The 23,162-nt window shown below is 64.2% G+C and carries 26 protein-coding genes; 19 read left to right on the top strand and 7 right to left on the bottom strand.

Features of this window, described 5'->3' with window-relative positions; translation table 11 throughout:
- Positions 1–97 precede the first annotated feature (97 nt).
- The gene (locus CAG29_RS11260) at positions 98–613 is read right to left on the bottom strand and encodes a murein L,D-transpeptidase family protein (RefSeq protein WP_085581215.1); all 516 of its coding nucleotides are present in this window, start codon (positions 611–613) and stop codon (positions 98–100) included.
- A 102-nt stretch (positions 614–715) separates the two neighbouring features.
- Entirely contained in the window at positions 716–1,267 is a 552-nt protein-coding gene (locus CAG29_RS11255; protein WP_085581217.1) for an NUDIX hydrolase, read from the bottom strand.
- Between the two features lie 147 nt (positions 1,268–1,414).
- On the opposite strand from CAG29_RS11255, the gene CAG29_RS11250 reads away from it, so the two are divergent.
- From CAG29_RS11250 to purT, 5 genes are all read left to right on the top strand, one after another.
- Positions 1,415–2,014 carry a CoA pyrophosphatase gene (locus CAG29_RS11250; RefSeq protein WP_085581219.1) on the top strand — a complete coding sequence of 200 codons (600 nt, stop codon included), beginning with the start codon at positions 1,415–1,417 and terminating at the stop codon, positions 2,012–2,014.
- 46 nt (positions 2,015–2,060) lie between these two features.
- Positions 2,061–2,585: a gamma carbonic anhydrase family protein gene (locus tag CAG29_RS11245; RefSeq protein WP_085581751.1), complete on the top strand. Its 525-nt coding sequence runs from the start codon at positions 2,061–2,063 to the stop codon at positions 2,583–2,585.
- Positions 2,582–2,797: a DUF1289 domain-containing protein gene (locus CAG29_RS11240; RefSeq protein ID WP_085581221.1), complete on the top strand. Its 216-nt coding sequence runs from the start codon at positions 2,582–2,584 to the stop codon at positions 2,795–2,797. The genes CAG29_RS11245 and CAG29_RS11240 overlap by 4 nt, the downstream gene beginning before the upstream one ends.
- Before the next feature lie 148 nt (positions 2,798–2,945).
- Positions 2,946–3,413: a VUT family protein gene (locus CAG29_RS11235; protein ID WP_085581223.1), complete on the top strand. Its 468-nt coding sequence runs from the start codon at positions 2,946–2,948 to the stop codon at positions 3,411–3,413.
- Positions 3,414–3,513: 100 nt separating this feature from the next.
- Entirely contained in the window at positions 3,514–4,695 is a 1,182-nt protein-coding gene (gene purT / locus CAG29_RS11230; protein WP_085656071.1) for a formate-dependent phosphoribosylglycinamide formyltransferase, read from the top strand.
- 118 nt (positions 4,696–4,813) lie between these two features.
- Here purT and CAG29_RS11225 read toward each other — a convergent pair whose 3' ends face one another.
- The 3 genes from CAG29_RS11225 to CAG29_RS11215 all read right to left on the bottom strand — a co-directional run bounded on the left by CAG29_RS11225 (position 4,814) and on the right by CAG29_RS11215 (position 8,453).
- Entirely contained in the window at positions 4,814–6,130 is a 1,317-nt protein-coding gene (locus tag CAG29_RS11225; RefSeq protein ID WP_085694435.1) for an MFS transporter, read from the bottom strand.
- A 265-nt stretch (positions 6,131–6,395) separates the two neighbouring features.
- Positions 6,396–7,628, bottom strand: a complete 1,233-nt coding sequence (locus CAG29_RS11220; RefSeq protein ID WP_085694434.1) for a transporter associated domain-containing protein — start codon at positions 7,626–7,628, stop codon at positions 6,396–6,398.
- 12 nt (positions 7,629–7,640) lie between these two features.
- Complete coding sequence (locus CAG29_RS11215) at positions 7,641–8,453, bottom strand: inner membrane protein YpjD (RefSeq protein ID WP_085581231.1); 813 nt, start codon at positions 8,451–8,453, stop codon at positions 7,641–7,643.
- A 211-nt stretch (positions 8,454–8,664) separates the two neighbouring features.
- On the opposite strand from CAG29_RS11215, the gene ffh reads away from it, so the two are divergent.
- The 13 genes from ffh (at position 8,665) to CAG29_RS11150 (ending at position 20,185) form a co-directional block, all read left to right on the top strand.
- Complete coding sequence (gene ffh, locus CAG29_RS11210) at positions 8,665–10,041, top strand: signal recognition particle protein (RefSeq protein WP_085581233.1); 1,377 nt, start codon at positions 8,665–8,667, stop codon at positions 10,039–10,041.
- A 250-nt stretch (positions 10,042–10,291) separates the two neighbouring features.
- Positions 10,292–10,543, top strand: a complete 252-nt coding sequence (gene rpsP / locus CAG29_RS11205) for a 30S ribosomal protein S16 (RefSeq protein ID WP_085581235.1) — start codon at positions 10,292–10,294, stop codon at positions 10,541–10,543.
- Positions 10,544–10,548: 5 nt separating this feature from the next.
- The gene (rimM, locus tag CAG29_RS11200) at positions 10,549–11,085 is read left to right on the top strand and encodes a ribosome maturation factor RimM (protein WP_085581237.1); all 537 of its coding nucleotides are present in this window, start codon (positions 10,549–10,551) and stop codon (positions 11,083–11,085) included.
- 3 nt (positions 11,086–11,088) lie between these two features.
- The gene (gene trmD / locus CAG29_RS11195; protein WP_085581239.1) at positions 11,089–11,841 is read left to right on the top strand and encodes a tRNA (guanosine(37)-N1)-methyltransferase TrmD; all 753 of its coding nucleotides are present in this window, start codon (positions 11,089–11,091) and stop codon (positions 11,839–11,841) included.
- Positions 11,842–11,886: 45 nt separating this feature from the next.
- Positions 11,887–12,237, top strand: a complete 351-nt coding sequence (gene rplS, locus CAG29_RS11190) for a 50S ribosomal protein L19 (protein ID WP_063322826.1) — start codon at positions 11,887–11,889, stop codon at positions 12,235–12,237.
- Between the two features lie 90 nt (positions 12,238–12,327).
- Positions 12,328–12,741, top strand: coding sequence for an acyl-CoA thioesterase (locus CAG29_RS11185; protein WP_085694433.1), 414 nt, complete (start codon positions 12,328–12,330; stop codon positions 12,739–12,741).
- Between the two features lie 121 nt (positions 12,742–12,862).
- The gene (xerD, locus tag CAG29_RS11180; RefSeq protein WP_085581243.1) at positions 12,863–13,759 is read left to right on the top strand and encodes a site-specific tyrosine recombinase XerD; all 897 of its coding nucleotides are present in this window, start codon (positions 12,863–12,865) and stop codon (positions 13,757–13,759) included.
- A gap of 280 nt (positions 13,760–14,039) precedes the next feature.
- Entirely contained in the window at positions 14,040–14,771 is a 732-nt protein-coding gene (gene dsbC / locus CAG29_RS11175) for a bifunctional protein-disulfide isomerase/oxidoreductase DsbC (RefSeq protein WP_085581245.1), read from the top strand.
- A 132-nt stretch (positions 14,772–14,903) separates the two neighbouring features.
- Positions 14,904–16,208: a homoserine dehydrogenase gene (locus CAG29_RS11170; protein ID WP_085581247.1), complete on the top strand. Its 1,305-nt coding sequence runs from the start codon at positions 14,904–14,906 to the stop codon at positions 16,206–16,208.
- A 105-nt stretch (positions 16,209–16,313) separates the two neighbouring features.
- Positions 16,314–17,723, top strand: a complete 1,410-nt coding sequence (thrC, locus tag CAG29_RS11165; RefSeq protein WP_085581249.1) for a threonine synthase — start codon at positions 16,314–16,316, stop codon at positions 17,721–17,723.
- 122 nt (positions 17,724–17,845) lie between these two features.
- Positions 17,846–19,213 (top strand): transporter substrate-binding domain-containing protein, encoded by a 1,368-nt coding sequence (locus tag CAG29_RS11160; RefSeq protein ID WP_085581252.1) that lies wholly within the window; start codon positions 17,846–17,848, stop codon positions 19,211–19,213.
- A 119-nt stretch (positions 19,214–19,332) separates the two neighbouring features.
- Positions 19,333–19,740 (top strand): response regulator, encoded by a 408-nt coding sequence (locus CAG29_RS11155; RefSeq protein ID WP_085581254.1) that lies wholly within the window; start codon positions 19,333–19,335, stop codon positions 19,738–19,740.
- 163 nt (positions 19,741–19,903) lie between these two features.
- On the top strand, positions 19,904–20,185 hold the full coding sequence (locus CAG29_RS11150) for a DUF3509 domain-containing protein (protein WP_085694431.1): 282 nt from the start codon (positions 19,904–19,906) through the stop codon (positions 20,183–20,185).
- Positions 20,186–20,359: 174 nt separating this feature from the next.
- Here CAG29_RS11150 and CAG29_RS11145 read toward each other — a convergent pair whose 3' ends face one another.
- Positions 20,360–21,253, bottom strand: coding sequence for a TIGR02285 family protein (locus CAG29_RS11145; RefSeq protein ID WP_085656074.1), 894 nt, complete (start codon positions 21,251–21,253; stop codon positions 20,360–20,362).
- Positions 21,254–21,266: 13 nt separating this feature from the next.
- A complete protein-coding gene (locus CAG29_RS11140; protein WP_085581260.1) occupies positions 21,267–22,466 on the bottom strand; it encodes a CaiB/BaiF CoA-transferase family protein in 1,200 nt (399 codons plus the stop codon).
- A 146-nt stretch (positions 22,467–22,612) separates the two neighbouring features.
- On the opposite strand from CAG29_RS11140, the gene CAG29_RS11135 reads away from it, so the two are divergent.
- Entirely contained in the window at positions 22,613–23,155 is a 543-nt protein-coding gene (locus CAG29_RS11135) for a YaeQ family protein (protein ID WP_085581262.1), read from the top strand.
- Positions 23,156–23,162 lie beyond the last annotated feature (7 nt).

Genomic DNA, 23,162 nt, shown 5'->3' with positions numbered 1-23,162 from the left:
GGGGAGCGGTGGCTACTGTCAGATCTGACAGGGGCGGGTGGGTTTGCGACCGGCGGTCATGCGCCTGCGGCGAGGGAGCAAGCGCCCTCGCCGCAGGTCAGGGGCGGATTTCGATCATCGTGCCGTCCGGCACCAGGTTCCAGACCTCACGCATGTCGACGTTGCGCATGGCGATGCAGCCGTCGGTCCAGTCGAGGGTGTGGAACAGGTTCTCCGGGTTCTCGGCGGAGTCCGGCGTGCCGTGGATCATGATCATCCCGCCGGGCTCGACGCCTTCGCGGCGGGCGCGGGCCGAGTCGCTGATGTTCGGGTAGGAGATGTGCATCGACAGGTTGAATTTGTCGCTGGTCTTGCGCCAGTCGATCCAATAGAAGCCTTCTGGCGTGCGTTTGTCGCCTTCAATCAGCTTCGGGCCTTTTTTCGCGCCTTTGCCCAAGGAGATGCGGTAGCTCTTGAGTGGCTTGCCGTCGGCGATCAGCTGCAGTTGATGGGCCGATTTGAGCACCAGCACCTTTTCGATCAACGGCGTGTTGGACGGTGTCACGGTGGTCACGAATGACGCCTGGGAGACGGTGACGAACGACAGGCAGAACAGGGCAAGCAACCAGCGCATTGAAACGATTCCCCAAAAATGAAGCAGATACTTTATTTATAGATGCCGTGCAGTCGCCGTCGCGGGCTGCGTACACGGGTTATCGGCCGGAGTGCGCGCAAATCAAGTGATGGCCGGCTGAACGAGCGGCGGGATCGACTCTGAGCGTACCGGGTAGGCCTCGGTGCGCCGGTCGGCGAAGAAGCATTCTAAGGTACGGCCCACGGTGCGGAAAGCCAGCTCGTCCCATGGAATGTCCGCTTCGTCGAACAGTTGCACCTCCAGGCTCTCGGGGCCGGCGGCGAAGTCCAGGTCCGCCAGTTCGGCGCGGAAGAACACGTGCACCTGGCTGATGTGCGGCACGTCGATCAAGGTGTAGATGCTCAAGTTGCGCACGCGGGCGCAGGCTTCCTCGGCGGTTTCGCGCATGGCGGCCTGTTCGAGGGTCTCGCCGTTCTCCATGAAGCCGGCCGGCAGCGTCCAGTAGCCCAGGCGCGGCTCGATGGCGCGGCGGCACAGCAGCACTTTCGTGCCCCAGGTCGGCACGCAGCCGGCGACGATGTTGGGGTTCTGGTAGTGAACGGTCTGACAGCTGTCGCAGACGAACCGCAGGCGCGAATCGCCTTCGGGAATGCGTTGGGTCACCGGGTTGCCGCACTGGCTGCAAAATTTCATGCTGGGGTTCCTGAAGGCTGCGCCTATCTTGGCGTGCGGCGGTGGCAGACGGCAAGTTGCCGTTTCGCGACATGGCGCCGTTCCAGGGGTTGGGCGGCTGCGGCGATTGGTGCATGATGCAGCGTAAGGCACAGATCGAGAACACTTATGCTGGATGAGCTGCTGCACCGGGTCAGCAATCACACGCCGCGCACGCTGGAGACCGACAAGCGTTTCCCCGAGGCCGCCGTCCTGGTGCCGATCACGCGCAACGACGAACCGGAACTTGTCCTCACCCTGCGCGCCAGCGGGCTCTCGACCCATGGCGGCGAGGTCGCCTTCCCCGGCGGCCGGCGCGACCCGGAGGATCCGGACCTGGTGTTCACGGCGTTGCGTGAGGCCGAAGAGGAAATCGGCCTGGCGCCGGGGTTGGTCGAAGTGATCGGGCCGCTCAGCCCGTTGATCTCCCTGCACGGCATCAAGGTCACGCCGTACGTCGGGGTGATTCCCGACTTCGTCGAGTATCAGGCCAACGACGCCGAGATCGCCGCCGTGTTCAGCGTGCCGCTGGCGTTCTTTCGCGAAGACCCGCGCGAACACACCCACCGCATCGATTATCAGGGCCGCAGTTGGTACGTGCCGAGCTACCGTTACGGTGGGTTCAAGATCTGGGGGCTGACGGCGATCATGATCGTCGAGTTGATCAATCTGCTGTATGACGCCAAGATCAGCCTGCACCGACCGCCCAAAAGCTTTATCAACACCTGAAGCCATCGTTCGAATGGCCGCCACCGTGAGCCCCGAGGAAAACACGATGAAATACCGCCTGGGCGACGCCCGCGTCGACACCCATCCGCAGAGCTGGGTCGCCCCCAATGCCGTGCTGGTGGGCAAGGTCAAGCTGGAAGAGGGCGCCAACGTCTGGTTCAACGCCGTGCTGCGCGGCGACAACGAACTGATCCTGATCGGCAAGAACAGCAACGTCCAGGACGGCACGGTGATGCACACCGACATGGGCTACCCGCTGACCGTCGGCACCGGCGTGACCATCGGCCACAATGCCATGCTCCACGGCTGCACCGTCGGCGACTACAGCCTGATCGGCATCAACGCGGTGATCCTCAACGGCGCGAAGATCGGCAAGCACTGCATCATCGGCGCCAACTCGCTGATCGGCGAGGGCAAGGAGATCCCGGACGGTTCGTTGGTGATGGGCTCGCCGGGCAAGGTCGTGCGCGAGCTGACCGAACCGCAGAAGAAAATGCTCGAAGCCAGCGCCGCGCACTATGTGCACAACTCGCAGCGTTACGCGCGCGACCTGGCCGAGCAGGAAGAATGACCACCCCAGAACGTCCGGTGGCGTCGCCCTGCGTGAGCATCTGCGCGCTGGACGATGACGACATCTGCACCGGCTGCCAGCGCACGGTGGAGGAAATCACCCGCTGGAGCCGCATGAGCAACGACGAGCGGCGGGTGGTGCTCGGGTTGTGCCATGAGCGGGCGAAGGCCAGCGGGTTGATCTGGATGTTGGGCGGCAAACCGGAACACTGAAGCGCGGCCATCGCCAGCAGGCTGGCTCCCATAGTGGATCCGTGTTGCCCATTGGTGTGGGAGCCAGCCTGCTGGCGATGGCGCCCGCTCCCTTGGCCCGGTGCCCGGCCTGAAGTACCCTGTGCGCCAATCCGACAGGTCGCCCCCCATGCTCTTTCTCATCGCCTACATCAGCAGCGTCGTGCTCATCAACTTCGCGTTCTCCACCGCGCCGCACCTGGACATCATCTGGTCGGCCTGGGGCGGGCTGGTGTTCGTGCTGCGGGACATGGTGCAGACCCGCTACGGCCACGGCGCGATCGTGGCGATGCTGGCGGCGCTGGTGCTGTCCTATGTCACGTCCGATCCGTCCATCGCGCTGGCCAGCGCCACGGCGTTCGCGGTGTCCGAGTGCATCGACTGGCTGGTATTCAGCATCACCAAGCGCCCGCTGCGCGATCGCCTGTGGATCAGTTCGGCCCTGAGCATTCCCCTCGATACGTTCATCTTCTTCGGCATGATCGACGCGCTGACCCCGCCGGTGATCATCACCGCGTTGGCCTCCAAGTTCGCCGGCGTCACGGCGGTCTGGCTGATCATGGCCTGGCGCGAGCGCAAACAGGCTGTCGCCGGCTGAAGCCAAAGCCTTCGGTTCATGTAAAATGCCGCGCTTTCTCCCCATGGGAAGTGCGCCTTTGGCCGCGACCCTCGACGATCCGCTGCTTTGAGGACCTGAGATGACCCGTATCGGAACGCCATTGTCGCCGACCGCGACCCGCGTATTGCTGTGTGGCTGTGGTGAGTTGGGCAAGGAGGTGGTGATCGAGCTGCAACGCCTGGGTGTCGAGGTGATTGCCGTTGACCGCTATGCCGATGCGCCGGCCATGCAGGTCGCCCATCGCAGCCACGTGATCAACATGCTCGACGGCGCCGCCCTGCGTGCGGTGATCGAGGCCGAAAAGCCGCATTTCATCGTGCCGGAAATCGAAGCCATCGCCACCGCCACCCTGGTCGAACTGGAAGCCGAAGGCTTCACCGTGATCCCGACCGCCCGCGCGGCGCAACTGACGATGAACCGCGAAGGCATCCGTCGCCTGGCCGCCGAAGAGCTGGATCTACCGACCTCGCCGTACCATTTCGCCGATACCTTCGAGGACTACAGCAAGGCGGTACAGGATCTGGGCTTCCCGTGCGTCGTCAAACCGGTGATGAGTTCTTCCGGCAAGGGCCAGAGCCTGCTGCGCAGCGCCGATGACGTGCAGAAGGCCTGGGACTACGCCCAAGAGGGCGGCCGTGCCGGCAAGGGCCGTGTGATCATCGAGGGCTTCATCGACTTCGACTACGAAATCACCCTGCTGACCGTGCGCCACGTCGGCGGCACCACATTCTGCGCGCCGGTCGGCCACCGTCAGGAGAAGGGCGACTACCAGGAGTCCTGGCAGCCGCAGGCCATGAGCCCGGTGGCGCTGGCGGAGTCCGAGCGTGTGGCCAAGGCGGTGACCGAGGCCCTGGGCGGCCGCGGCCTGTTCGGCGTCGAGCTGTTCATCAAGGGTGATCAGGTGTGGTTCAGCGAAGTGTCGCCTCGTCCGCACGACACCGGTTTGGTGACGCTGATTTCCCAGGATCTGTCCCAGTTCGCCCTGCACGCCCGGGCGATCCTCGGCCTGCCGGTGCCGCTGATCCGTCAGTTCGGCCCGTCGGCGTCGGCGGTGATCCTGGTGGAAGGCCAGTCGACCCAGACCGCCTTCGCCAACCTCGGCGCCGCCCTGAGCGAGCCGGACACCGCGCTGCGCCTGTTCGGCAAGCCGGAAGTCAACGGCCAGCGCCGCATGGGCGTGGCCTTGGCCCGTGACGAGTCGATCGAGGCGGCCCGCGCCAAGGCGACCCGCGCGTCCAAGGCTGTTGTGGTCGAGCTGTAAACCGAGGCGCGCCTATCGCGGGCAAGCCCGCTCCCACAGATCAAGCGGTGTTCACAGCTTTTGTGTACGACACCGGCACTGTGGGAGCGGGCTTGCCCGCGATGCTTTTGATCTTCTGTCAGGCAACCTGATTCAGGTCGTTGTGGCGCGTTTCCTTCAGGCACAGCACGGCGATCAAGCTCAGCACCGCCGCCCCCGACACATACCCGCCGACGTAACCCAATCCCCCCATCGCCACCAGTTTCTGGGCAAAGAAGGGCGCCGCCGAGGCTCCGACGATGCCGCCCAGGTTGTACGCCGCCGAGGCCCCCGTGTACCGCACATGGGTCGGAAACAGCTCCGGCAGCAACGCGCCCATCGGGGCGAACGTCACGCCCATCAGGAACAGCTCGATGCACAGGAACAGCGCCACGCCCGCCGTCGAGCCCTGGGTCAGCAGCGGCTCCATCAGGAAGCCGGACAGGATCGCCAGCACCCCGCCGCCGACCAGCACCGGTTTGCGCCCGTAGCGGTCGCTCGCCCAGGCCGACAACGGTGTCGCCGCCGCCATGAACAGCACCGCGAAGCACAGCAGCCCGAGGAATGTTTCGCGACTGTAGCCGAGGGTGGATACCCCGTAGCTCAGGGAAAACACCGTCGAGATGTAGAACAGCGCGTAGCACACCACCATGGCCGCCGCCCCCAGCAGGGTCGGGGCCCAGTATTGGCTGAACAGCTCGACCAGCGGCGCCTTGACCCGCTCCTGGCGGGCGATGGCGTTGGCGAACACCGGGGTTTCGTGGAGCCTGAGGCGCACGTAGAGGCCGACCATCACCAGCGCCGCGCTGAGCAGGAACGGGATCCGCCAGCCCCAACTGCGGAACTGTTCGTCGCTCAGGCCCATGGCCAGCGCCAGGAACAGGCCGTTGGCCGCCAGAAACCCGATGGAAGGGCCAAGCTGCGGAAACATGCCGAACCACGCCCGTTTGCCCTTCGGCGCGTTTTCGGTGGCCAGCAGCGCCGCGCCGCCCCATTCGCCGCCCAATCCCAGCCCCTGGCCGAAACGCAGCACGCAGAGCAGGATCGGCGCCCAGGCCCCGATGCTGTCGTAGCCCGGCAGCACGCCGATCAGGGTGGTGCACACGCCCATCAGCAGCAGCGAGGCCACCAGCGTCGACTTGCGCCCGATGCGGTCGCCGAAATGGCCGAACAGCGCCGAGCCCAGGGGGCGGGCGAGGAACGCGATGCCGAAGGTGAGGAAGGCCGACAGCATCTGCGCCGTGCCGGAGGTCTGCGGAAAGAACACCGGTCCGATCACCAGCGCGGCGGCGGTGGCGTAGACATAGAAGTCGTAGAACTCGATGGCGGTGCCGATGAAGCTCGCCGTGGCCACGCGGGCGGTTGAGTTGGCCGGCTGGGCGGCGTCGGTTTCGCGGTAAGCGGTATGGGTCGTCATGCGGTGATCCCTGACAGTCATGAGCTCCATTGGAGCGAATTATTATGGTCGAACACCCAGGGATGTGGGATGGGGCGCGAGCGCTGTTTCAGGTAGGAACAGTCGTCGGTGTGGTGCGGACATTGCCGGTGGTCAGGCCGGAACCTGTCGGTTGCCGGGTAGGCGCGCGGTTCGGCGGGGCTGGGTAAGCGCCCCGATTATAGGAAGCCGGCTAACGATCAAACAAGAGGACAAGATCCTGAAGGGAGTCTGGCCCCTGTGGTGGTCAGACCGGCGCCGTTGCCGCGCTGGTGTGCCAGATCAGCACCTTGCTCACCCGGTTTTCCTCGGTTTCGAGGATCTCCAGCCGGTAGCGGCCGATCTTCAGGCACACCGCGCTTTCCGGGATGCTTTCCAGGGCTTCGGTCACCAGGCCGTTGAGGGTGCGCGGCCCGTCGCTCGGCAGGTGCCAGCCCAGGCACTTGTTCAGTTCGCGGATCGAGGCGGCGCCGTCGATCACCATCCGTCCGTCGGCCTGGGGGTGGATGTGCGGGTTGTCGAGGCTGTGCTCGCTTTCGAATTCGCCGACGATCTCTTCCAGGATGTCTTCCAGGGTGACGATGCCGAGCACTTCGCCGTACTCGTCCACCACCATGCCCAGGCGCCGCTGCTGCTTGTGGAAGTTCAGCAACTGCAGTTGCAGCGGGGTGCTTTCCGGCACGAAGTACGGCTCGTAGCTGGCGGCCAGCAGGGCGTCGCGGGTCAGTTGGCCGTTGTCCAGCAAGTGGCGGATCTGCCGGGTGTTGAGCACCGCTTCCACCTGGTTGATGTCGCTGTGGAACACCGGCAGGCGGGTGCGTTTGTTGTGGCGCAGTTGCTCGGTGATCTCCTCGATCGAGTCGTCGAGGTTGATGCCGTCGACGTCACTGCGGGGCACCAGGATGTCATTGACGGTGATGTTGTCCAGCGCGTGGATGCCCGCGACCGGGTGGGGCCGGCCGGCGGGGTGGTCTGTGGCCTCGCGGTCCGCCGGGGTGTCGTCCTCGCTCTGCTGCACGACCTGGGCCTTGCGTTCCAGCGGCCGCATCAGCAACCGGCTGGCGGCGGCGAACAGCCAGGCGAGTGGGTAGACGATCTTCAGCGGCACCGGCAGCAGCGCGTTGCCGAACGACAGCACGGCGTCGGGGTAGCGGCGGGCAAGGGTGCGCGGGAAGTGGTCGGCGAAGATCAGCAGCGCCGCGACGGCGCCGAGGCTCGCCGCCCAGGGGCCGTTCTCTGCGCAGAGAAAGATCGCCAGCAGCGTCGCCAGCACCACGGCCAGGGTTCGGCACAGGGTGTTGCAGAAGATCAGGCTGTCGAGCGGAAATGCGAGTCTGGCCAGCGGCTTGTCGCTGGCGCGGGACGCGGTGCGCTGCGCCAGCAGGTGCTGCTGTGCGGTTTCGACGGCGGTGAACAGGCCCGACCACAGAATCAGCAGGATGAACGCCGCGATCATAGGCCCTATGGGCAAACCGTCCATTTATGTCGCCCGTCAGATGTGCAGGATGTATTCGCGGACCAGTTTGCTGCCGAAGTACGCAAGCATCAGCAGGCAGAAACCGGCCAGGGTCCAGCGGATCGCCTTGTGGCCGCGCCAGCCCAGGCGGTTGCGGCCCCACAGCAGCACGCTGAACACGATCCAGGCCAGGCAAGCCAGCAGAGTCTTGTGCACCAGGTGCTGGGCGAACAGGTTCTCGACGAACAGCCAGCCGGAGATCAGCGACAGCGACAGCAGCGTCCAACCGGCCCACAGGAAGCCGAACAGCAGGCTTTCCATGGTCTGCAGCGGCGGGAAGTTGCGGATCAGCCCGGACGGGTGCTTGTGCTTGAGCTGATGGTCCTGCACCAGCAGCAGCAAGGCCTGGAACACCGCGATGGTGAACATGCCATAGGCGAGGATCGACAGCAGGATGTGGGCCAGGATGCCTGGCTCTTCGTCGATCACCTGCACCGTGCCGGTCGGGGCGAACTGGGCCAGCAGCACCGTGACGGCGCCGAGGGGGAACAGCAGCACCAGCAGGTTCTCCACCGGGATCCGCGAGCAGGCCAGCAGGGTCAGGGCGATGACGGCGGCGGCGATCAGGCTCGAGGCGCTGAAGAAGTCCAGGGCCAGGCCGACCGGGGTCAGCAGATGGGCGAGCAGGCTGGCGCCGTGGGCCAGCACGGCCAGCACGCCGAGCGTGACCAACCGGCGCTTGTCGGCCTTGGCGCCGGTGGCCAGGCGGGTGCCCTGATAAAGGGTCGCAGCGGCGTACAGAAGGGCGGCGGCGAGGGTAGTCAGCAAACTGGGTGACAAGGGGAGCATAAGTCCTGTTAGGCAAGCCCGAAAGGCGCTGAGTGTGGCATAGATCGGCCACGGCACGAAAGACCGCATGACCCGACGGCGAGGTGTCCGCCGGCCGCAGTCTTCGCTATAATCCGCCGCCTGCCCACGCCGCAGGCTCGCCGGCCACCTGTTTGATTCCGGTTCGGGCCGCCATTATCCCGGTCTACACAGGGCCTGAAAGGATCGCGCAATGTTTGAAAACCTAACCGACCGTCTCTCGCAGACGCTGCGCCATGTCACCGGCAAGGCGAAGCTGACCGAGGACAACATCAAAGACACCCTGCGCGAAGTGCGCATGGCGTTGCTCGAAGCCGACGTCGCCCTGCCGGTGGTCAAGGACTTCGTCAATTCGGTCAAGGAACGCGCCGTCGGCACCGAGGTGTCGCGCAGCCTGACGCCGGGCCAGGCGTTCGTGAAGATCGTCCAGGCCGAGCTCGAAAGCCTGATGGGCGCGGCCAACGAAGACCTGAACCTGAGCGCGGTGCCGCCGGCCGTGGTGCTGATGGCCGGCCTGCAGGGCGCCGGCAAGACCACGACCGCCGGCAAGCTGGCGCGCTTCCTCAAGGAGCGCAAGAAGAAGTCGGTGATGGTCGTGTCGGCGGACGTCTACCGCCCGGCCGCGATCAAGCAGCTGGAAACCCTGGCCAACGACATCGGCGTGACGTTCTTCCCGTCCGACCTGAGCCAGAAGCCGGTCGACATCGCCCAGGCGGCTATTAAGGAAGCGAAGCTCAAGTACATCGACGTGGTCATCGTCGACACCGCCGGCCGCCTGCACATCGACGAAGAGATGATGGTCGAGATCAAGGCGCTGCACGCCTCGGTCAAGCCGGTGGAGACCCTGTTCGTGGTCGACGCCATGACCGGCCAGGACGCCGCCAACACGGCCAAGGCCTTCGGCGATGCGCTGCCGCTGACCGGCGTGATCCTGACCAAGGTCGACGGTGACGCCCGGGGCGGCGCCGCGCTGTCGGTGCGCTCGATCACCGGCAAGCCGATCAAGTTCATCGGCATGGGCGAGAAGAGCGAAGCGCTCGAGCCGTTCCATCCTGAGCGGATCGCCTCGCGGATCCTCGGCATGGGCGACGTGCTCAGCCTGATCGAGCAGGCCGAGCAGACCCTCGACAAGGAAAAGGCCGACAAGCTGGCCAAGAAGCTGAAGAAGGGCAAGGGCTTCGACCTCGAAGACTTCCGCGACCAGCTGCAACAGATGAAGAACATGGGCGGCCTCGGCGGGCTCATGGACAAGCTGCCGAACATCGGCGGCGTGAACCTGTCGCAGATGGGCAACGCCCAGAACGCGGCGGAGAAGCAGTTCAAGCAGATGGAGGCCATCATCAACTCCATGACCCCGGCCGAGCGTCGCGACCCCGAGCTGATCAGCGGCTCGCGCAAGCGCCGGATCGCCTTGGGTTCCGGCACCCAGGTGCAGGACATCGGCCGCTTGATCAAGCAGCACAAGCAGATGCAGAAGATGATGAAGAAGTTCTCCGCCAAGGGCGGGATGGCGAAAATGATGCGCGGCCTGGGCGGCATGATGCCCGGCGGCGGCATGCCCAAGCTCTGAAGAATCCGCGCCGGTCGTCGTACCGGCGCTGAACCCGCAAGGACGCGGGATCCACGGCAAACCCGCATACGGCGGGAGCCGACCGGCCGTTCTCAACGACGGCTCTACCGCAAATCTGCACGGCATGCCACAGGCGCCGGAAAAAGTCATTTGCAAAAGTCCGGATATTCCTTAGAATATGCGGCCTTTCGGGCACCCATGCCCGCTGTGCATTTAGATTTGCAGCACCGACTACAGGAACGATGTTCACATGCTAACAATCCGTCTTGCCCTTGGCGGCTCCAAAAAGCGCCCGTTTTACCACCTGACCGTAACCGACAGCCGCAACCCGCGCGACGGTTCCCACAAAGAACAGGTTGGTTTCTTCAACCCTGTTGCCCGTGGTCAGGAAGTTCGTCTGTCCGTAAACGAAGAACGCCTGAACTACTGGCTGAGCGTTGGCGCACAGCCATCTGAGCGCGTTGCTCAGTTGCTGAAGGAAAAAGCCAAGGCAGCAGCCTGAGCAATATGAACGCGACGCCAGAAAAAGCGGACGACCTGATCGTCGTCGGCAAGATTTTTTCGGTTCACGGCGTTCGCGGCGAGGTGAAGGTCTTTTCCTTTACCGATCCGATTGAAAACCTGTTGGGTTACCGCAACTGGACGCTTCGGCGCGAAGGCGTGGTCAAACAGGTCGAGCTGGTCAGTGGCCGTTCCACTCAAAAGGATCTGGTCGCCAAGCTCAAAGGCCTCGACGATCGTGATGAAGCCCGTCTTCTGAGCGGTTACGAGATTTGCATCCCGCGAAGCCTTTTGCCCGACCTGACTGCCGACGAGTACTACTGGTACCAGTTGGTGGGTCTGAAGGTCATCAACCAGGACGAACAGCTGTTCGGCAAGGTTGATCACCTGTTGGAGACCGGCGCGAACGATGTAATGGTGGTCAAGCCCTGCGCAGGCAGCCTGGATGATCGCGAGCGGTTGTTGCCCTATACGGAGCAATGCGTGCTGGCCATCGACCTTGAGGCAGGCGTGATGAGGGTGGAATGGGACGCGGATTTCTAAGCGATGGCGAGCCTGCGCGTAGAAGTCATCACGTTGTTCCCCGAGATGTTCTCGGCCATCAGTGAGTACGGCATCACCAGTCGTGCGGTCAAGCAGGAGCTGTTGCAGCTGACCTGCTGGAATCCGCGGGATTACACGACGGATCGGCATCACACTGTGGACGATCGCCCGTTTGGCGGTGGTCCGGGCATGGTGATGAAGATCAAGCCCCTGGAAGACGCCCTGGTTCAGGCCAAGGCAGCGGCAGGGGAAGCGGCGAAGGTGATTTACCTGTCTCCGCAAGGCCGTCAGCTGACTCAGCCGGCGGTTCGCGAGCTGGCGAAAGAGGATGCATTGATCCTGATTGCCGGCCGTTACGAAGGCATCGACGAGCGTTTCATTGAAGCTCATGTCGATGAAGAGTGGTCGATCGGTGACTATGTACTGTCTGGCGGCGAGCTGCCGGCCATGGTGCTGATCGACGCGGTTACACGACTGCTGCCCGGAGCTTTAGGGCATGCGGATTCCGCCGAGGAGGATTCCTTTGCGGATGGTCTGCTGGATTGCCCGCACTACACCCGACCGGAGGTGTATGCGGATCAGCGTGTTCCCGACGTGTTGCTGAGTGGCAATCACGCGCACATCCGGCGTTGGCGTTTGCAGCAGTCCCTTGGTCGGACCTATGAACGACGCGCCGATCTTCTGGAAAGCCGCTCGCTTTCTGGAGAAGAGAAGAAGCTGCTCGAGGAATACATCCGCGAGCGGGACGATAGTTAACAACGTATCGATGGTAGATCCGACGATTTACCTTAGGAGCACAGCATGACCAACAAAATCATCCTTGCACTCGAAGCAGAGCAGATGACCAAAGAGATCCCTACCTTTGCACCGGGCGACACCGTTGTCGTTCAGGTTAAAGTGAAGGAAGGCGACCGTTCCCGTCTGCAGGCGTTCGAAGGCGTTGTCATCGCCAAGCGTAACCGCGGCGTGAACAGTGCGTTCACCGTTCGCAAAATCTCCAACGGTGTTGGCGTAGAGCGTACTTTCCAGACCTACTCCCCGCAGATCGACAGCATGGCTGTCAAGCGTCGCGGTGACGTACGTAAAGCCAAGCTGTACTACCTGCGCGACCTGTCGGGTAAAGCAGCCCGCATCAAGGAAAAACTGGCTTAATCCAGTCTCCGATGCAGAAAAAAGCAGCCTACGGGCTGCTTTTTTGTTGTCTGTCGTTTATCCACAACCCCGCAATCCCAGGCCGTACCCATGACTTCCCGCCAGCAAGAAATCGAACGCCGCACAGAGCTTTCCGTGACCCGCGTGACCAAGGCGGTCTTCCCGCCGACCACCAACCACCACAACACCCTGTTCGGCGGCACCGCCCTGGCCTGGATGGACGAGGTGTCGTTCATCGCCGCCACCCGGTTCTGCCGCCTGCCGCTGGTGACCGTGTCCACCGACCGCATCGACTTCAACCATGCCATCCCGGCCGGCTCCATCGTCGAGCTGGTGGGTCGTGTGGTCAAGGTTGGCAACACCAGCCTCAAGGTCGAGGTGGAGGTGTTTGTCGAAAGCATGAGCTGCGACAGCCGGGAGAAGGCGATCCATGGCCAATTCAGTTTTGTCGCCATCGATGACGACAAGCGGCCGGTGCCGGTGCTGTCGGGGTTTGCCGACTGAGCCGACTGGCTCGGCGGTTGCCCGTTTCGCTGCCCGTTCATGGGCTTGACGGTTCCTTGAAGGGGCGGGCTATGAAAGACTAGCGGCCATTTTTGACGACCACTCTTTATTTGCGCGCACCATGCCAGCCATCGACCATCCGCTGATTGACCAGTTCCTCGACGCCCTGTGGCTGGAAAAAGGCCTGTCCGACAACACCCGCGATGCGTACCGCAGCGATTTGGCGCTGTTCAACGGTTGGTTGCAGGAGCAGCGCCTGGAGCTGATCGACGCCGGTCGCGAGCTGATCCTCGATCACCTGGCCTGGCGCCTGGAGCAGAACTACAAGCCTCGCTCCACCGCGCGCTTTCTCTCCGGCGTGCGGGGGTTCTACCGTTATCTGCTGCGGGAGAAACTGATCGCGGTGGATCCGACCCTGCGGGTCGACATGCCGCAATTGGGCAGGCCGTTGCCCAAGTCGCTGTCGGAGGCCGACGTCGAGGCGCTGCTGGCCGCTCCGGACTTGAGCGAACCCATCGGCCAGCGCGACCGCGCCATGCTGGAGGTGCTCTACGCCTGCGGTTTGCGGGTGACCGAGCTGGTCAGCCTGACGCTGGAACAGGTCAACCTGCGCCAGGGTGTGCTGCGGGTGATGGGCAAGGGCAGCAAGGAGCGTCTGGTGCCGATGGGCGAGGAGGCCATCGTCTGGGTCGAGCGCTACCTGCGCGACGGCCGCAACGACTTGCTCGGCGGGCGCCCCAGCGACGTGCTGTTCCCCAGCCAGCGCGGCGAACAGATGACGCGCCAGACCTTCTGGCACCGGATCAAGCACCAGGCCCAGGTCGCCGGGATCGGCAAGTCGCTGTCGCCGCACACCCTGCGCCACGCCTTCGCCACCCATCTGCTCAACCACGGCGCGGACCTGCGGGTGGTGCAGATGCTGCTCGGCCACAGCGACCTGTCCACGACCCAGATCTACACCCACGTCGCCCGCGCGCGGCTGCAAGACCTGCACGCCAAGCACCACCCGCGGGGTTGACCGGGGCCTTCTGCGGTCGTCATCGCCAGCAGGCTGGCTCCCACAGCGCGCGCGCCGCAGACACTGTGGGAGCGGGCTTGCCCGCGAAGGCGTCGGTGCAGTCGACACCGTCGCTGTCCAAGCCACAGGTTTCGGGTCGGGCCGACGTCTTGCGACAGGCGCATTCGGCCACGGAGGCCTTATGTGTTAGGCTTTGGCGGTTTGTACGATGAACGGTTATGACCCGGTGCCGCGGCACGGGCGTTCTGGCCGTTCCATCTGTCCGCCTTCAGGAGTTCCCATGCGTCTGACCCAGATTTTCGCGGCCGCCGCCCTCGCGTTGGCCAGCACCTTTGCCGTCGCCGACGATGCGGCGGAGAAAGCCATTCGCCAAAGCCTGGAAAACCTCCAGCTCGACGTGCCGGTCGACACCATCAGCGCCAGCCCGCTGCCCGGCCTGTACGAGGTCAAGCTCAAGGGCAGCCGCGTGCTGTACGCCAGCGCCGACGGCCAGTACATCGTCCAGGGCTACATGTTCCAGCTCAAGGACGGCAAGCCGGTCAACCTGACCGAGAAGACCGAGCGCCTGGGCATCTCCAAGCTGATCAACGCGATCCCTGTGGCCGAAACCGTGGTCTACCCGGCCGTGGGCGAGACCAAGTCGCACATCACCGTGTTCACCGACACCACCTGCCCGTACTGCCACAAGCTGCACGCCGAAGTGCCGGAGCTGAACAAGCGCGGCATCGAAGTGCGCTACGTGGCGTTCCCGCGCCAGGGCCTGGGCTCGCCGGGCGATGAGCAGCTGCAGGCGGTGTGGTGCTCCAAGGACAAGAAGTCGGCCATGGACAAGATGGTCGACGGCAAGGAGATCAAGGCCGCCAAGTGCGATAACCCGGTCTCCAAGCAGTTCGCCCTCGGTCAGTCGATCGGCGTGAACGGCACACCGGCCATCGTATTGGCCGACGGACAGGTCATTCCGGGCTACCAGCCTGCGCCGCAAGTCGCCAAACTGGCGCTGGGCGCGAAATAAGTCCGCATCGTCACGGTTCGCCGTGACGAGCGTGGCCCGGCGGCGACATGGCCGGGCCGTCAACAGAGAGCCGCGATTGCGCGGTTGTTTTCACGGCCGGCCTCGCGTCGGCCGTTTCATGGGGAGTTCACAGTGAAACCGGTCAAAGTAGGCATCTGTGGGTTAGGGACCGTCGGTGGCGGAACCTTCAACGTACTTCAGCGCAACGCCGAGGAAATCGCTCGTCGTGCCGGGCGTGGGATCGAAGTGGCACAAATTGCCATGCGCACGCCAAAGCCTCAGTTCCAGACGACCGGTATTGCGATTACCAACGATGTCTTCGAAGTGGCCACGAACCCTGAGATCGACATCGTCATAGAGCTGATGGGCGGCTACACCGTTGCCCGCGAGCTGGTACTCAAGGCCATCGAGAATGGCAAGCATGTGGTCACCGCGAACAAGGCTCTGATTGCCGTTCACGGTAATGAAATTTTCGCCAAGGCACGCGAGAAAGGCGTGATCGTGGCATTTGAAGCGGCGGTAGCCGGTGGCATTCCGGTGATCAAGGCGATCCGTGAAGGCCTGTCCGCCAACCGTATCAACTGGGTCGCCGGGATCATCAACGGCACCGGCAACTTCATCCTCACCGAAATGCGCGAGAAGGGCCGCACCTTTGAAGACGTGCTGGCCGAGGCCCAGGCGCTGGGCTACGCCGAAGCCGATCCGACCTTCGACGTCGAAGGCATCGACGCAGCGCACAAGCTGACGATCCTGGCGTCCATCGCGTTCGGCGTTCCGCTGCAGTTCGACAAGGCGTACACCGAGGGCATCACCAAGCTGACCACCGCCGACGTGAACTACGCCGAAGCGCTGGGCTACCGCATCAAGCACCTGGGCGTGGCGCGCAGCACCGCGGCCGGCATCGAATTGCGCGTCCACCCGACGCTGATTCCGGCCGACCGCCTGATCGCCAACGTCAACGGCGTGATGAACGCGGTGATGGTCAACGGCGACGCCGCCGGCTCGACCCTGTTCTACGGCGCCGGCGCCGGCATGGAGCCGACCGCTTCGTCGGTGATCGCCGATTTGGTGGACGTGGTCCGCGCCATGACCTCCGACCCGGAAAACCGCGTGCCGCACCTGGCCTTCCAGCCGGACTCGCTGTCGGCCCATCCGATCCTGCCGATCGAAGCCTGCGAAAGTGCGTACTACCTGCGCATCCAGGCCAAGGACCATCCGGGCGTGCTGGCCCAGGTGGCGAGCATCCTGTCGGAGCGCGGCATCAACATCGAGTCGATCATGCAGAAAGAGGCCGAGGAACACGATGGCCTGGTGCCGATGATCCTGCTGACCCACCGCGTGCTGGAGCAGCGCATCAACGATGCGATCGCCGCCCTCGAAGCCCTGGCGGGCGTGGTCGGTCCGGTCGTGCGGATCCGTGTCGAATCCCTGAATTAACAGCAGCGGCAAGCGGCAAGTCGCAAGCGGCAAGTCAAAGGCAGTTCGGCTTTTCCTTGTTGCTTGCAGCTTGAAACTCGCGGCTCAAACCGAAGGTTTGAAAACATGCGTTATATAAGTACCCGCGGCCAGGCACCGGCCCTGAATTTCGAAGACGTCCTGCTGGCCGGCCTCGCCACCGACGGCGGCCTGTACGTCCCGGAAAACCTGCCACGCTTCACCCAGGAGGAAATCGCTTCCTGGGCCGGCCTGCCGTACCACGAGCTGGCTTTCCGCGTCATGCGGCCGTTCGTCACCGGCAGCATCGCCGACGCCGATTTCAAGAAGATCCTCGAAGAGACCTACGGTGCGTTCGCCCACAGCGCCGTCGCGCCGCTGCGTCAGCTGAACGGCAACGAGTGGGTGATGGAGCTGTTCCACGGCCCGACCCTGGCCTTCAAGGACTTCGCCCTGCAACTGCTCGGCCGCCTGCTCGATCACGTGCTGCAAAAGCGCGGCGAGCGCGTGGTGATCGTCGGCGCCACCTCCGGCGACACTGGTTCGGCCGCCATCGAAGGCTGCAAGCGCTGCGAGAACGTCGACATCTTCATCCTGCACCCGCACAACCGCGTGTCCGAAGTGCAGCGCCGGCAGATGACCACGATCCTGGGCGACAACATCCACAACATCGCCATCGAAGGCAACTTCGACGACTGCCAGGAGATGGTCAAGGCCAGCTTCGCCGACCAGGGCTTCCTCAAGGGCACGCGCCTGGTGGCGGTGAACTCGATCAACTGGGCGCGGATCATGGCCCAGATCGTCTACTACTTCCACGCGGCCCTGCAGTTGGGCGGACCGGCGCGTTCGGTGTCGTTCTCGGTGCCGACCGGCAACTTCGGCGACATCTTCGCCGGTTACCTGGCGCGCAACATGGGCCTGCCGATCAACCAGCTGATCGTCGCCACCAACCGCAACGACATCCTGCACCGCTTCATGAGCGGCAACCAGTACGTCAAGGAAACCCTGCACGCCACGCTGTCGCCGTCGATGGACATCATGGTGTCGTCGAACTTCGAACGCCTGCTGTTCGACCTGCACGGTCGCAACGGCGCCGCGATCGCCGGCCTGATGGACGCGTTCAAGCAGGGCGGTGGTTTCAGCGTTGAACAGGAACGCTGGACCGAGGCGCGCAAACTGTTCGATTCGCTGGCGGTGGACGATGCGCAGACCTGCGAGACCATCGCGCAAGTGTTCGAGCAGACCGGCGAAGTGCTGGACCCGCACACCGCCATCGGCGTCAAGGCCGCACGGGAATGCCGCCGCAGCCTGGACATTCCGATGGTGATCCTGGGCACGGCGCACCCGGTGAAGTTCCCGGATGCGGTGGAAAAAGCCGGTGTAGGAAAAGCTCTCGAACTGCCTGCACATCTTTCTGATTTGTTTGAAAGAGAAGAGCGCTGCACCGTCCTGCCGAACGAGCTGAAATCCGTGCAGGCCTTTGTCAGCCAGCATGGCAACCGCGGCAAGCCGCTGTAGGCCCGAAAAGCTGTCACATTTTGAAGCCCGTCCGATGACGGGCTTTTTCATTCCTGCGTGCCACACTGCCCGGGTTTTCGCCCCAGCAAAGGACGGGTGAGTCGATCACGAAGGAAGTGGCAATGCTGTTCTACAGAAAAATGATGTCGGCGCTCGGCAGCCTGTGCCTGATGGCGCTGCTGGCCGGGTGCCAGGAAGGGAAGGCGGCGCAGCTGGCCATGCACGAGGGGGATGCTCCGCCGCCCGCCGCCCTTGAACTGGACCCCGCCGAGCGCCAGTGGATCCGCGATCATCCCGAAGTGGCGGTCGCGTCGGTGCAGTACCCGCTGTACCTGTTCCAGGACGAGCACGGTCACTGGAGCGGCTTGAACAACGATGTGCTCCAGCGCATCGGCGCGATGACCGGATTGGTGTTCGTCCATCGCGAATCGTTTTCCACCGAGCAGATGCTGGAGCGGCTGAAAAGCGGCGCGGCGGACATCAGCACGACACTGGCGATGAACGACGAGCGCAAGGCGTTCCTGGATTTCAGCCACGCCTTCGGCGGGGCGGGCTGGGTGTTTGTCGGAAAGGCCGGCGCGCCGCTGCTCACATCGCTGGAGCAGTTGGCCGGCCGGGTGCTGGTGTTGCCCGCCCGGCATGCCCTGGAGGAGGCGATCCGCCGGGAGTATCCGGCCATCCGGGTACGCTCGGTCAAGACCTACGCCGAAGCCCGGGCGCTGGTGGAGAGTGGAGAGGCGCATGCCACCATCGAGAACGAGATCGGCGCCCAACTGTACCCGTCGGGGCTGCTCAAGGTGGGCGGCGTCGTCGAGGGACGCTGGGAGGCGGATCACTTGGCGTTGCGCAAAGGCCAGCCCGAGCTGCGCGGTATTCTCAACAAGGCCCTGGAGGCCTTTCCCGCCCAAGAGCTGCGGGCCATCCGCCTGAGGTGGCTGGGCGGAATCGCGCCGCCGCCCAAGTCCGGCTTCTGCTATCCGCTCAGTTGGTGGGGATGCTGGCTCATGTTCTTCGTGGGCGTTTTCGGCGTGCTGTCGATGGTCTGGAACCGCCGGCTGAGCGCTGTGATCCGGCAGCGCCGGGACGTCGAGCGGCATCTGGGCGACCAATTGGCCTTTCAGCGGGCCTTGATCGATGCCATGCCCGATCCGGTGTTCGTGCGGGATCCGGAAGGGCGCCTGGTCATGTGCAACAAGAGCTACGAGGAGAGCCTGTCGACCCGATTCGACCGGGTGCAGGGGCGCCGGCTGATCGACGTGGACACCTTGCCGGAATCCACCGCCCGGATGCTGCATGACGAATTCATGGCGCAGATGGGGTCGCGCAAGACCCGCTTCAGCAAACGCCGGCTGCTGTTCAAGGGCGGTCTGAGGGACATCTATCAATGGACTGTGCCGTTCTACGGCGTCGATGGCCAGTTGCGAGGCCTTGTGGGCGGTTGGACAGACATCAACCAGCGCAAGGCGGAGGGCGGGTCGGGATGCCCGTGAAAAACTAGGAAACGTCCTATAAAACGCGACCACTTTTCTGATGGGCGTCTGAAGGGGGGCTGCCCTAGAGTGGACGGCACATGCGGTGAGAGTCCGCGATTGTTGCCCGGAGGTCGTCCATGCGCGCACTCAAGATCCTGATACTCGAACACAATCCTTTCCGGTTGATGGCCCTGCACCAGATGCTCAACGCCGTCGGCATCTACGATGTGCTGACGGCACCGTCGCTCGCCTCGGCGCTCCGTTCGCTCAAGTGTCGGGGCCCGGTCGACATCGCCATCTGCGATCCGCAGCTCAAGGGCGGCGACGGCCTGGCGCTGATCCGCCACCTCGCGGTCGAGAAGCGGGCGCGGGGGCTGATACAGCTGGGCAATGTCGCGCCGAGCCTGTCGGCGGACCTCGACGCGCTGTTCAAGGCCCACGAACTCGTCTTGTTGGGGCGGTTGCAGTCGCCGGTGTCGGCGGTGCTGATGCGGGGGCTGCTGGACCGTTACCTCCAAACGGCAAGGCAATCGGCGAGCGCCTGAGCGGGCGGTTATGTTCCTGTCATCTTCGCCGCGCATGCTCTGATGCATTGACGATGCGCAGGTCCGGAGGTTCTGCCGGCAGAACTTTCTTCCCGGATCGCGGGTCATTCACGGTGTACACGCCCAAGGCACTTCGCTGCCGGACGAACGAGTGGAGATCCATATGGAAAGTATCAGTCTTTTGCTGGGCGAGGCGCTGAGCCCCTATCAGGTGACGGTAACGCCGAGCGGTCAGAACGGCGATTGCCAGGTGACGCTGCAGAACCCCGAGGGCACCGTCGTGCTGAAGCGCGGATTCAACCGGGCTCAGTTGGGCGACAGGCGCCAGCTCACGGACGTCGTCGACGGCCTGCACCGCGACCTGCTGATCGCCGAAGGGCGGCTGGAGCCCTGCGTCATCGCAGCCTTGCGCAATGCTGGCGGGGTTCGTCCTCCGGCGATCTGAGCGCCTAGGCAATTTTGTGGGAACCTTCCTGCGTTCCTGTCAGTCAGACCCCATGTCAGCAGGATCAAGCATTGTGCTCCGGTGCTTGTCGCCTGCTGTCACGAGGCTTTGTTGAAGGCCACGTTTGACCCCGAGATGGCTCCCCACTTCTCGGGGTTTCTTTTTGCCCGCCGTTCAGGGTGCCGACTGCTGCCGGAAGAACAGCCGTGCCTGCTCCAGGTAGTCTTCGCGCCTGTCAGGATCCAGCCAGTCGGCGTACAACCGGTTCAGGTGCTCATGGGGGAGGGTTCGCAGCAACTGGTCGATCTCGGCGATCGCCTGCCGGCCCTGGGTGGTGTCGGTGCAGCCGACGTGGCTCGACAGGTACTTGTCCGCGCCGAGGATCGGAAAGAACAGCAGTTCGTCTTCGTCGATGCCGGCCTGGCGGGCCTGGTAGCGGATTTCCGGCCAGTAGCCCAGCACCACCTGCAACCGGCCCAGGCGCTGCATGGACAGCAGGCTGCTCACGGCATCGTTGCCGTAATGCGGGGTCAGGGCATTGGCCGGAGCCTGCCGCAGCAGGGTGTCGAGGTAATCGCCATAGCTGCGCTCGGCCACCACGCCGACCTTCCTCTCGCCGCTGGCCAGCAGTGCCGTCAGGTCGACTGCGCCGTCGGCCAGGAACGGCGTCAGCACCTCGCGGTCCCGGCGCCGAACCACCAGACCGTTGCTGACCGCCCGGACGGCCGGTATGGAGAAGGCGATCCACTGTGCCCGCTCCTTGTTCCACAGCATCGAGGGGTCGCACGCGAAGGGGTGCTCATGCAGCATCTGCAGGCCGCGGGCGCGGTTGACCCGCATCAGCGTGTGTTCGTACTGCGGCATGCCGGCGATCAGCATCGGCATCAATTGATCGATCACGCCCTGGCCCTTCTTCGGGCCTTCGAAGATGGTCAGCGGCGGCAGGTCGCGCAACAGCCAGATCAACGTGGGTTTGGCCTGGGCCCACGCCGGGAGCGCCAGCAGGAAAAGCAGGCCGAACAACCGCCACGTCCACCAGTGGCGGGCGCGGTTGTGCGTTCGGTTCATCCGGGGCTTCAGCTTAAATGGCTCCGTCTTCGCGCAGCCGGGCGATCCGTTCGTCGTCGTAGCCAAGACCCTTGAGCACCTGTGCGTTGTGTTCACCCAACTGCGGCCCGACCCATTCGGCGGTGCCGGGCGTTTCAGACAGTTTCGGCACGATGCCCGGCATCTTGAAAGGCTTGCCGTCCGGCAGGCGGGCCTGCAGGAACATTTCCCGGGCCAGGTACTGCGGATCGCTGAACATGTCTTCGGCGCTGAAGATGCGGCTGGCGGGGACCTCGGCCTCGTTCAGCTTCTCCAGCACCAGGGCCAGCGGCAGTGAATTGACCCAGCGGTCGATCACGCCGTACAGCTCGTCGCGGCGGCTGTCGCGGCCGTCGTTGCTGGCCAGCGTCGGGTCGTCGGCCAGGTCGTCGCGGCCGATGATTTGCATGAAGCGCTTGAAGATCGCATCGCCGTTGGCGCCGATCTGCACATGCTTGCCGTCGGCGCTGGTGTGGATCGACGAGGGGGTGATGCCGGGCATGATGTTGCCGGTGCGCTCGCGGATGAAGCCGAACACGTCGAATTCCGGCACCATGCTTTCCATCATGGCGAAGATCGCCTCGTACAGCGCCACATCGACCACCTGGCCGAGGCCGCCGTTGACCTCGCGGTGACGCAGGGCCATCAGGGCGCCGATCACGCCCCACAAGGCCGCGATCGAGTCGCCGATGGAAATGCCGGTGCGCACCGGCGGCCGGTCCTCGAAACCTGTGATGTAGCGCAGGCCGCCCATGGACTCGCCCACCGCGCCGAACCCCGGCTGATCCTTCATGGGGCCGGTCTGGCCGAAGCCGGACAGACGCACCATCACCAGTTTGGGGTTGAGCGCGTGCAGGGTGTCCCAGCCCAGGCCGAGTTTTTCCAGCACACCGGGACGGAAGTTCTCGATCAGGATGTCGGCCTCGCCCAGCAGCTGCTTGAGGATCGCCAGGCCGTCCGGGTGCTTGAGGTTCAGGGTCAGGGACTGCTTGTTGCGCGCCTGGACGAACCACCACAGCGACGTGCCTTCATACAGCTTGCGCCACTTGCGCAGCGGATCGCCGCCGTCCGGCGATTCGACCTTGATCACGTCGGCGCCGAACTCGCCGCAGATGCGCGAGGCAAAGGGGCCGGCAATCAATGTACCCAACTCGATGACTTTCAGACCGCTGAGCGGTTTGCTGGAGAACGGCATGCTGAATCCTGTAGGACAAGGCGTGGCGGATACAGCGTTTTAACATAGCCGGCCGTCAGACGCGCAAGGTTGATCGCCATCAATTCGTGGATTGCCTGCGGCATCGGTTAGACTGGCCGACTTTCCACGTCTCAAGAAGCCCGTCCATGGCCCAGCCGTCCACCACCTACAAATTCGAACTGAACCTCACCGACCTCGACCGCAACGTCTACGAGAGCGTGAAGCAGACCATCGCCCGTCACCCTTCGGAAACCGAGGAACGCATGGCCGTTCGGCTGTTGGCCTACGCCCTCTGGTACAACGAGAACCTGTCGTTCGGCCGTGGTCTGTCGGACGTGGATGAAGCTGCGCTGTGGGAAAAGAGCCTGGACGACCGCATCCTGCACTGGATCGAAGTCGGCCAGCCAGACGCCGAGCGCCTGACCTGGTGCTCGCGCCGCACCGAACGCACCAGCCTGCTGGCCTACGGCAGCCTGCGCGTGTGGGAAGGCAAGGTGGTGCCGGCGGTCAAGACGCTGAAGAACGTCAACATCGCCGCCGTGCCGCAGGAGGCGCTGGAAGCCCTGGCCACCGACATGCCGCGTGCGATCAAGTGGGACGTGATGATCAGCGAGGGCACGGTGTTCGTGACCGACGACCGCGGTCAGCACGAAGTCCAGCTGACCTGGCTGCTCGGCGACCGCGGCTGAGGCCTTA

The organism is Pseudomonas sp. B7(2017), from assembly GCF_002112745.1.
GTDB classification, from domain to species: Bacteria; Pseudomonadota; Gammaproteobacteria; order Pseudomonadales; family Pseudomonadaceae; genus Aquipseudomonas; species Aquipseudomonas ekonensis.
This window is presented reverse-complemented; position numbering and strand designations above follow the sequence as displayed.

Bases quoted from the DNA above. Each gene is read 5' to 3' on its own strand.
- CAG29_RS11260 (WP_085581215.1), bottom strand. From the start codon at position 613: ATGCGCTGGTTGCTTGCCCTGTTCTGCCTGTCGTTCGTCACCGTCTCC.
- CAG29_RS11255 (WP_085581217.1), bottom strand. From the start codon at position 1,267: ATGAAATTTTGCAGCCAGTGCGGCAACCCGGTGACCCAACGCATTCCC.
- CAG29_RS11250 (WP_085581219.1), top strand. From the start codon at position 1,415: ATGCTGGATGAGCTGCTGCACCGGGTCAGCAATCACACGCCGCGCACG.
- CAG29_RS11245 (WP_085581751.1), top strand. From the start codon at position 2,061: ATGAAATACCGCCTGGGCGACGCCCGCGTCGACACCCATCCGCAGAGC.
- CAG29_RS11240 (WP_085581221.1), top strand. From the start codon at position 2,582: ATGACCACCCCAGAACGTCCGGTGGCGTCGCCCTGCGTGAGCATCTGC.
- CAG29_RS11235 (WP_085581223.1), top strand. From the start codon at position 2,946: ATGCTCTTTCTCATCGCCTACATCAGCAGCGTCGTGCTCATCAACTTC.
- purT (WP_085656071.1), top strand. From the start codon at position 3,514: ATGACCCGTATCGGAACGCCATTGTCGCCGACCGCGACCCGCGTATTG.
- CAG29_RS11225 (WP_085694435.1), bottom strand. From the start codon at position 6,130: ATGACGACCCATACCGCTTACCGCGAAACCGACGCCGCCCAGCCGGCC.
- CAG29_RS11220 (WP_085694434.1), bottom strand. From the start codon at position 7,628: ATGGACGGTTTGCCCATAGGGCCTATGATCGCGGCGTTCATCCTGCTG.
- CAG29_RS11215 (WP_085581231.1), bottom strand. From the start codon at position 8,453: ATGCTCCCCTTGTCACCCAGTTTGCTGACTACCCTCGCCGCCGCCCTT.
- ffh (WP_085581233.1), top strand. From the start codon at position 8,665: ATGTTTGAAAACCTAACCGACCGTCTCTCGCAGACGCTGCGCCATGTC.
- rpsP (WP_085581235.1), top strand. From the start codon at position 10,292: ATGCTAACAATCCGTCTTGCCCTTGGCGGCTCCAAAAAGCGCCCGTTT.
- rimM (WP_085581237.1), top strand. From the start codon at position 10,549: ATGAACGCGACGCCAGAAAAAGCGGACGACCTGATCGTCGTCGGCAAG.
- trmD (WP_085581239.1), top strand. From the start codon at position 11,089: ATGGCGAGCCTGCGCGTAGAAGTCATCACGTTGTTCCCCGAGATGTTC.
- rplS (WP_063322826.1), top strand. From the start codon at position 11,887: ATGACCAACAAAATCATCCTTGCACTCGAAGCAGAGCAGATGACCAAA.
- CAG29_RS11185 (WP_085694433.1), top strand. From the start codon at position 12,328: ATGACTTCCCGCCAGCAAGAAATCGAACGCCGCACAGAGCTTTCCGTG.
- xerD (WP_085581243.1), top strand. From the start codon at position 12,863: ATGCCAGCCATCGACCATCCGCTGATTGACCAGTTCCTCGACGCCCTG.
- dsbC (WP_085581245.1), top strand. From the start codon at position 14,040: ATGCGTCTGACCCAGATTTTCGCGGCCGCCGCCCTCGCGTTGGCCAGC.
- thrC (WP_085581249.1), top strand. From the start codon at position 16,314: ATGCGTTATATAAGTACCCGCGGCCAGGCACCGGCCCTGAATTTCGAA.
- CAG29_RS11160 (WP_085581252.1), top strand. From the start codon at position 17,846: ATGCTGTTCTACAGAAAAATGATGTCGGCGCTCGGCAGCCTGTGCCTG.
- CAG29_RS11155 (WP_085581254.1), top strand. From the start codon at position 19,333: ATGCGCGCACTCAAGATCCTGATACTCGAACACAATCCTTTCCGGTTG.
- CAG29_RS11150 (WP_085694431.1), top strand. From the start codon at position 19,904: ATGGAAAGTATCAGTCTTTTGCTGGGCGAGGCGCTGAGCCCCTATCAG.
- CAG29_RS11145 (WP_085656074.1), bottom strand. From the start codon at position 21,253: ATGAACCGAACGCACAACCGCGCCCGCCACTGGTGGACGTGGCGGTTG.
- CAG29_RS11140 (WP_085581260.1), bottom strand. From the start codon at position 22,466: ATGCCGTTCTCCAGCAAACCGCTCAGCGGTCTGAAAGTCATCGAGTTG.
- CAG29_RS11135 (WP_085581262.1), top strand. From the start codon at position 22,613: ATGGCCCAGCCGTCCACCACCTACAAATTCGAACTGAACCTCACCGAC.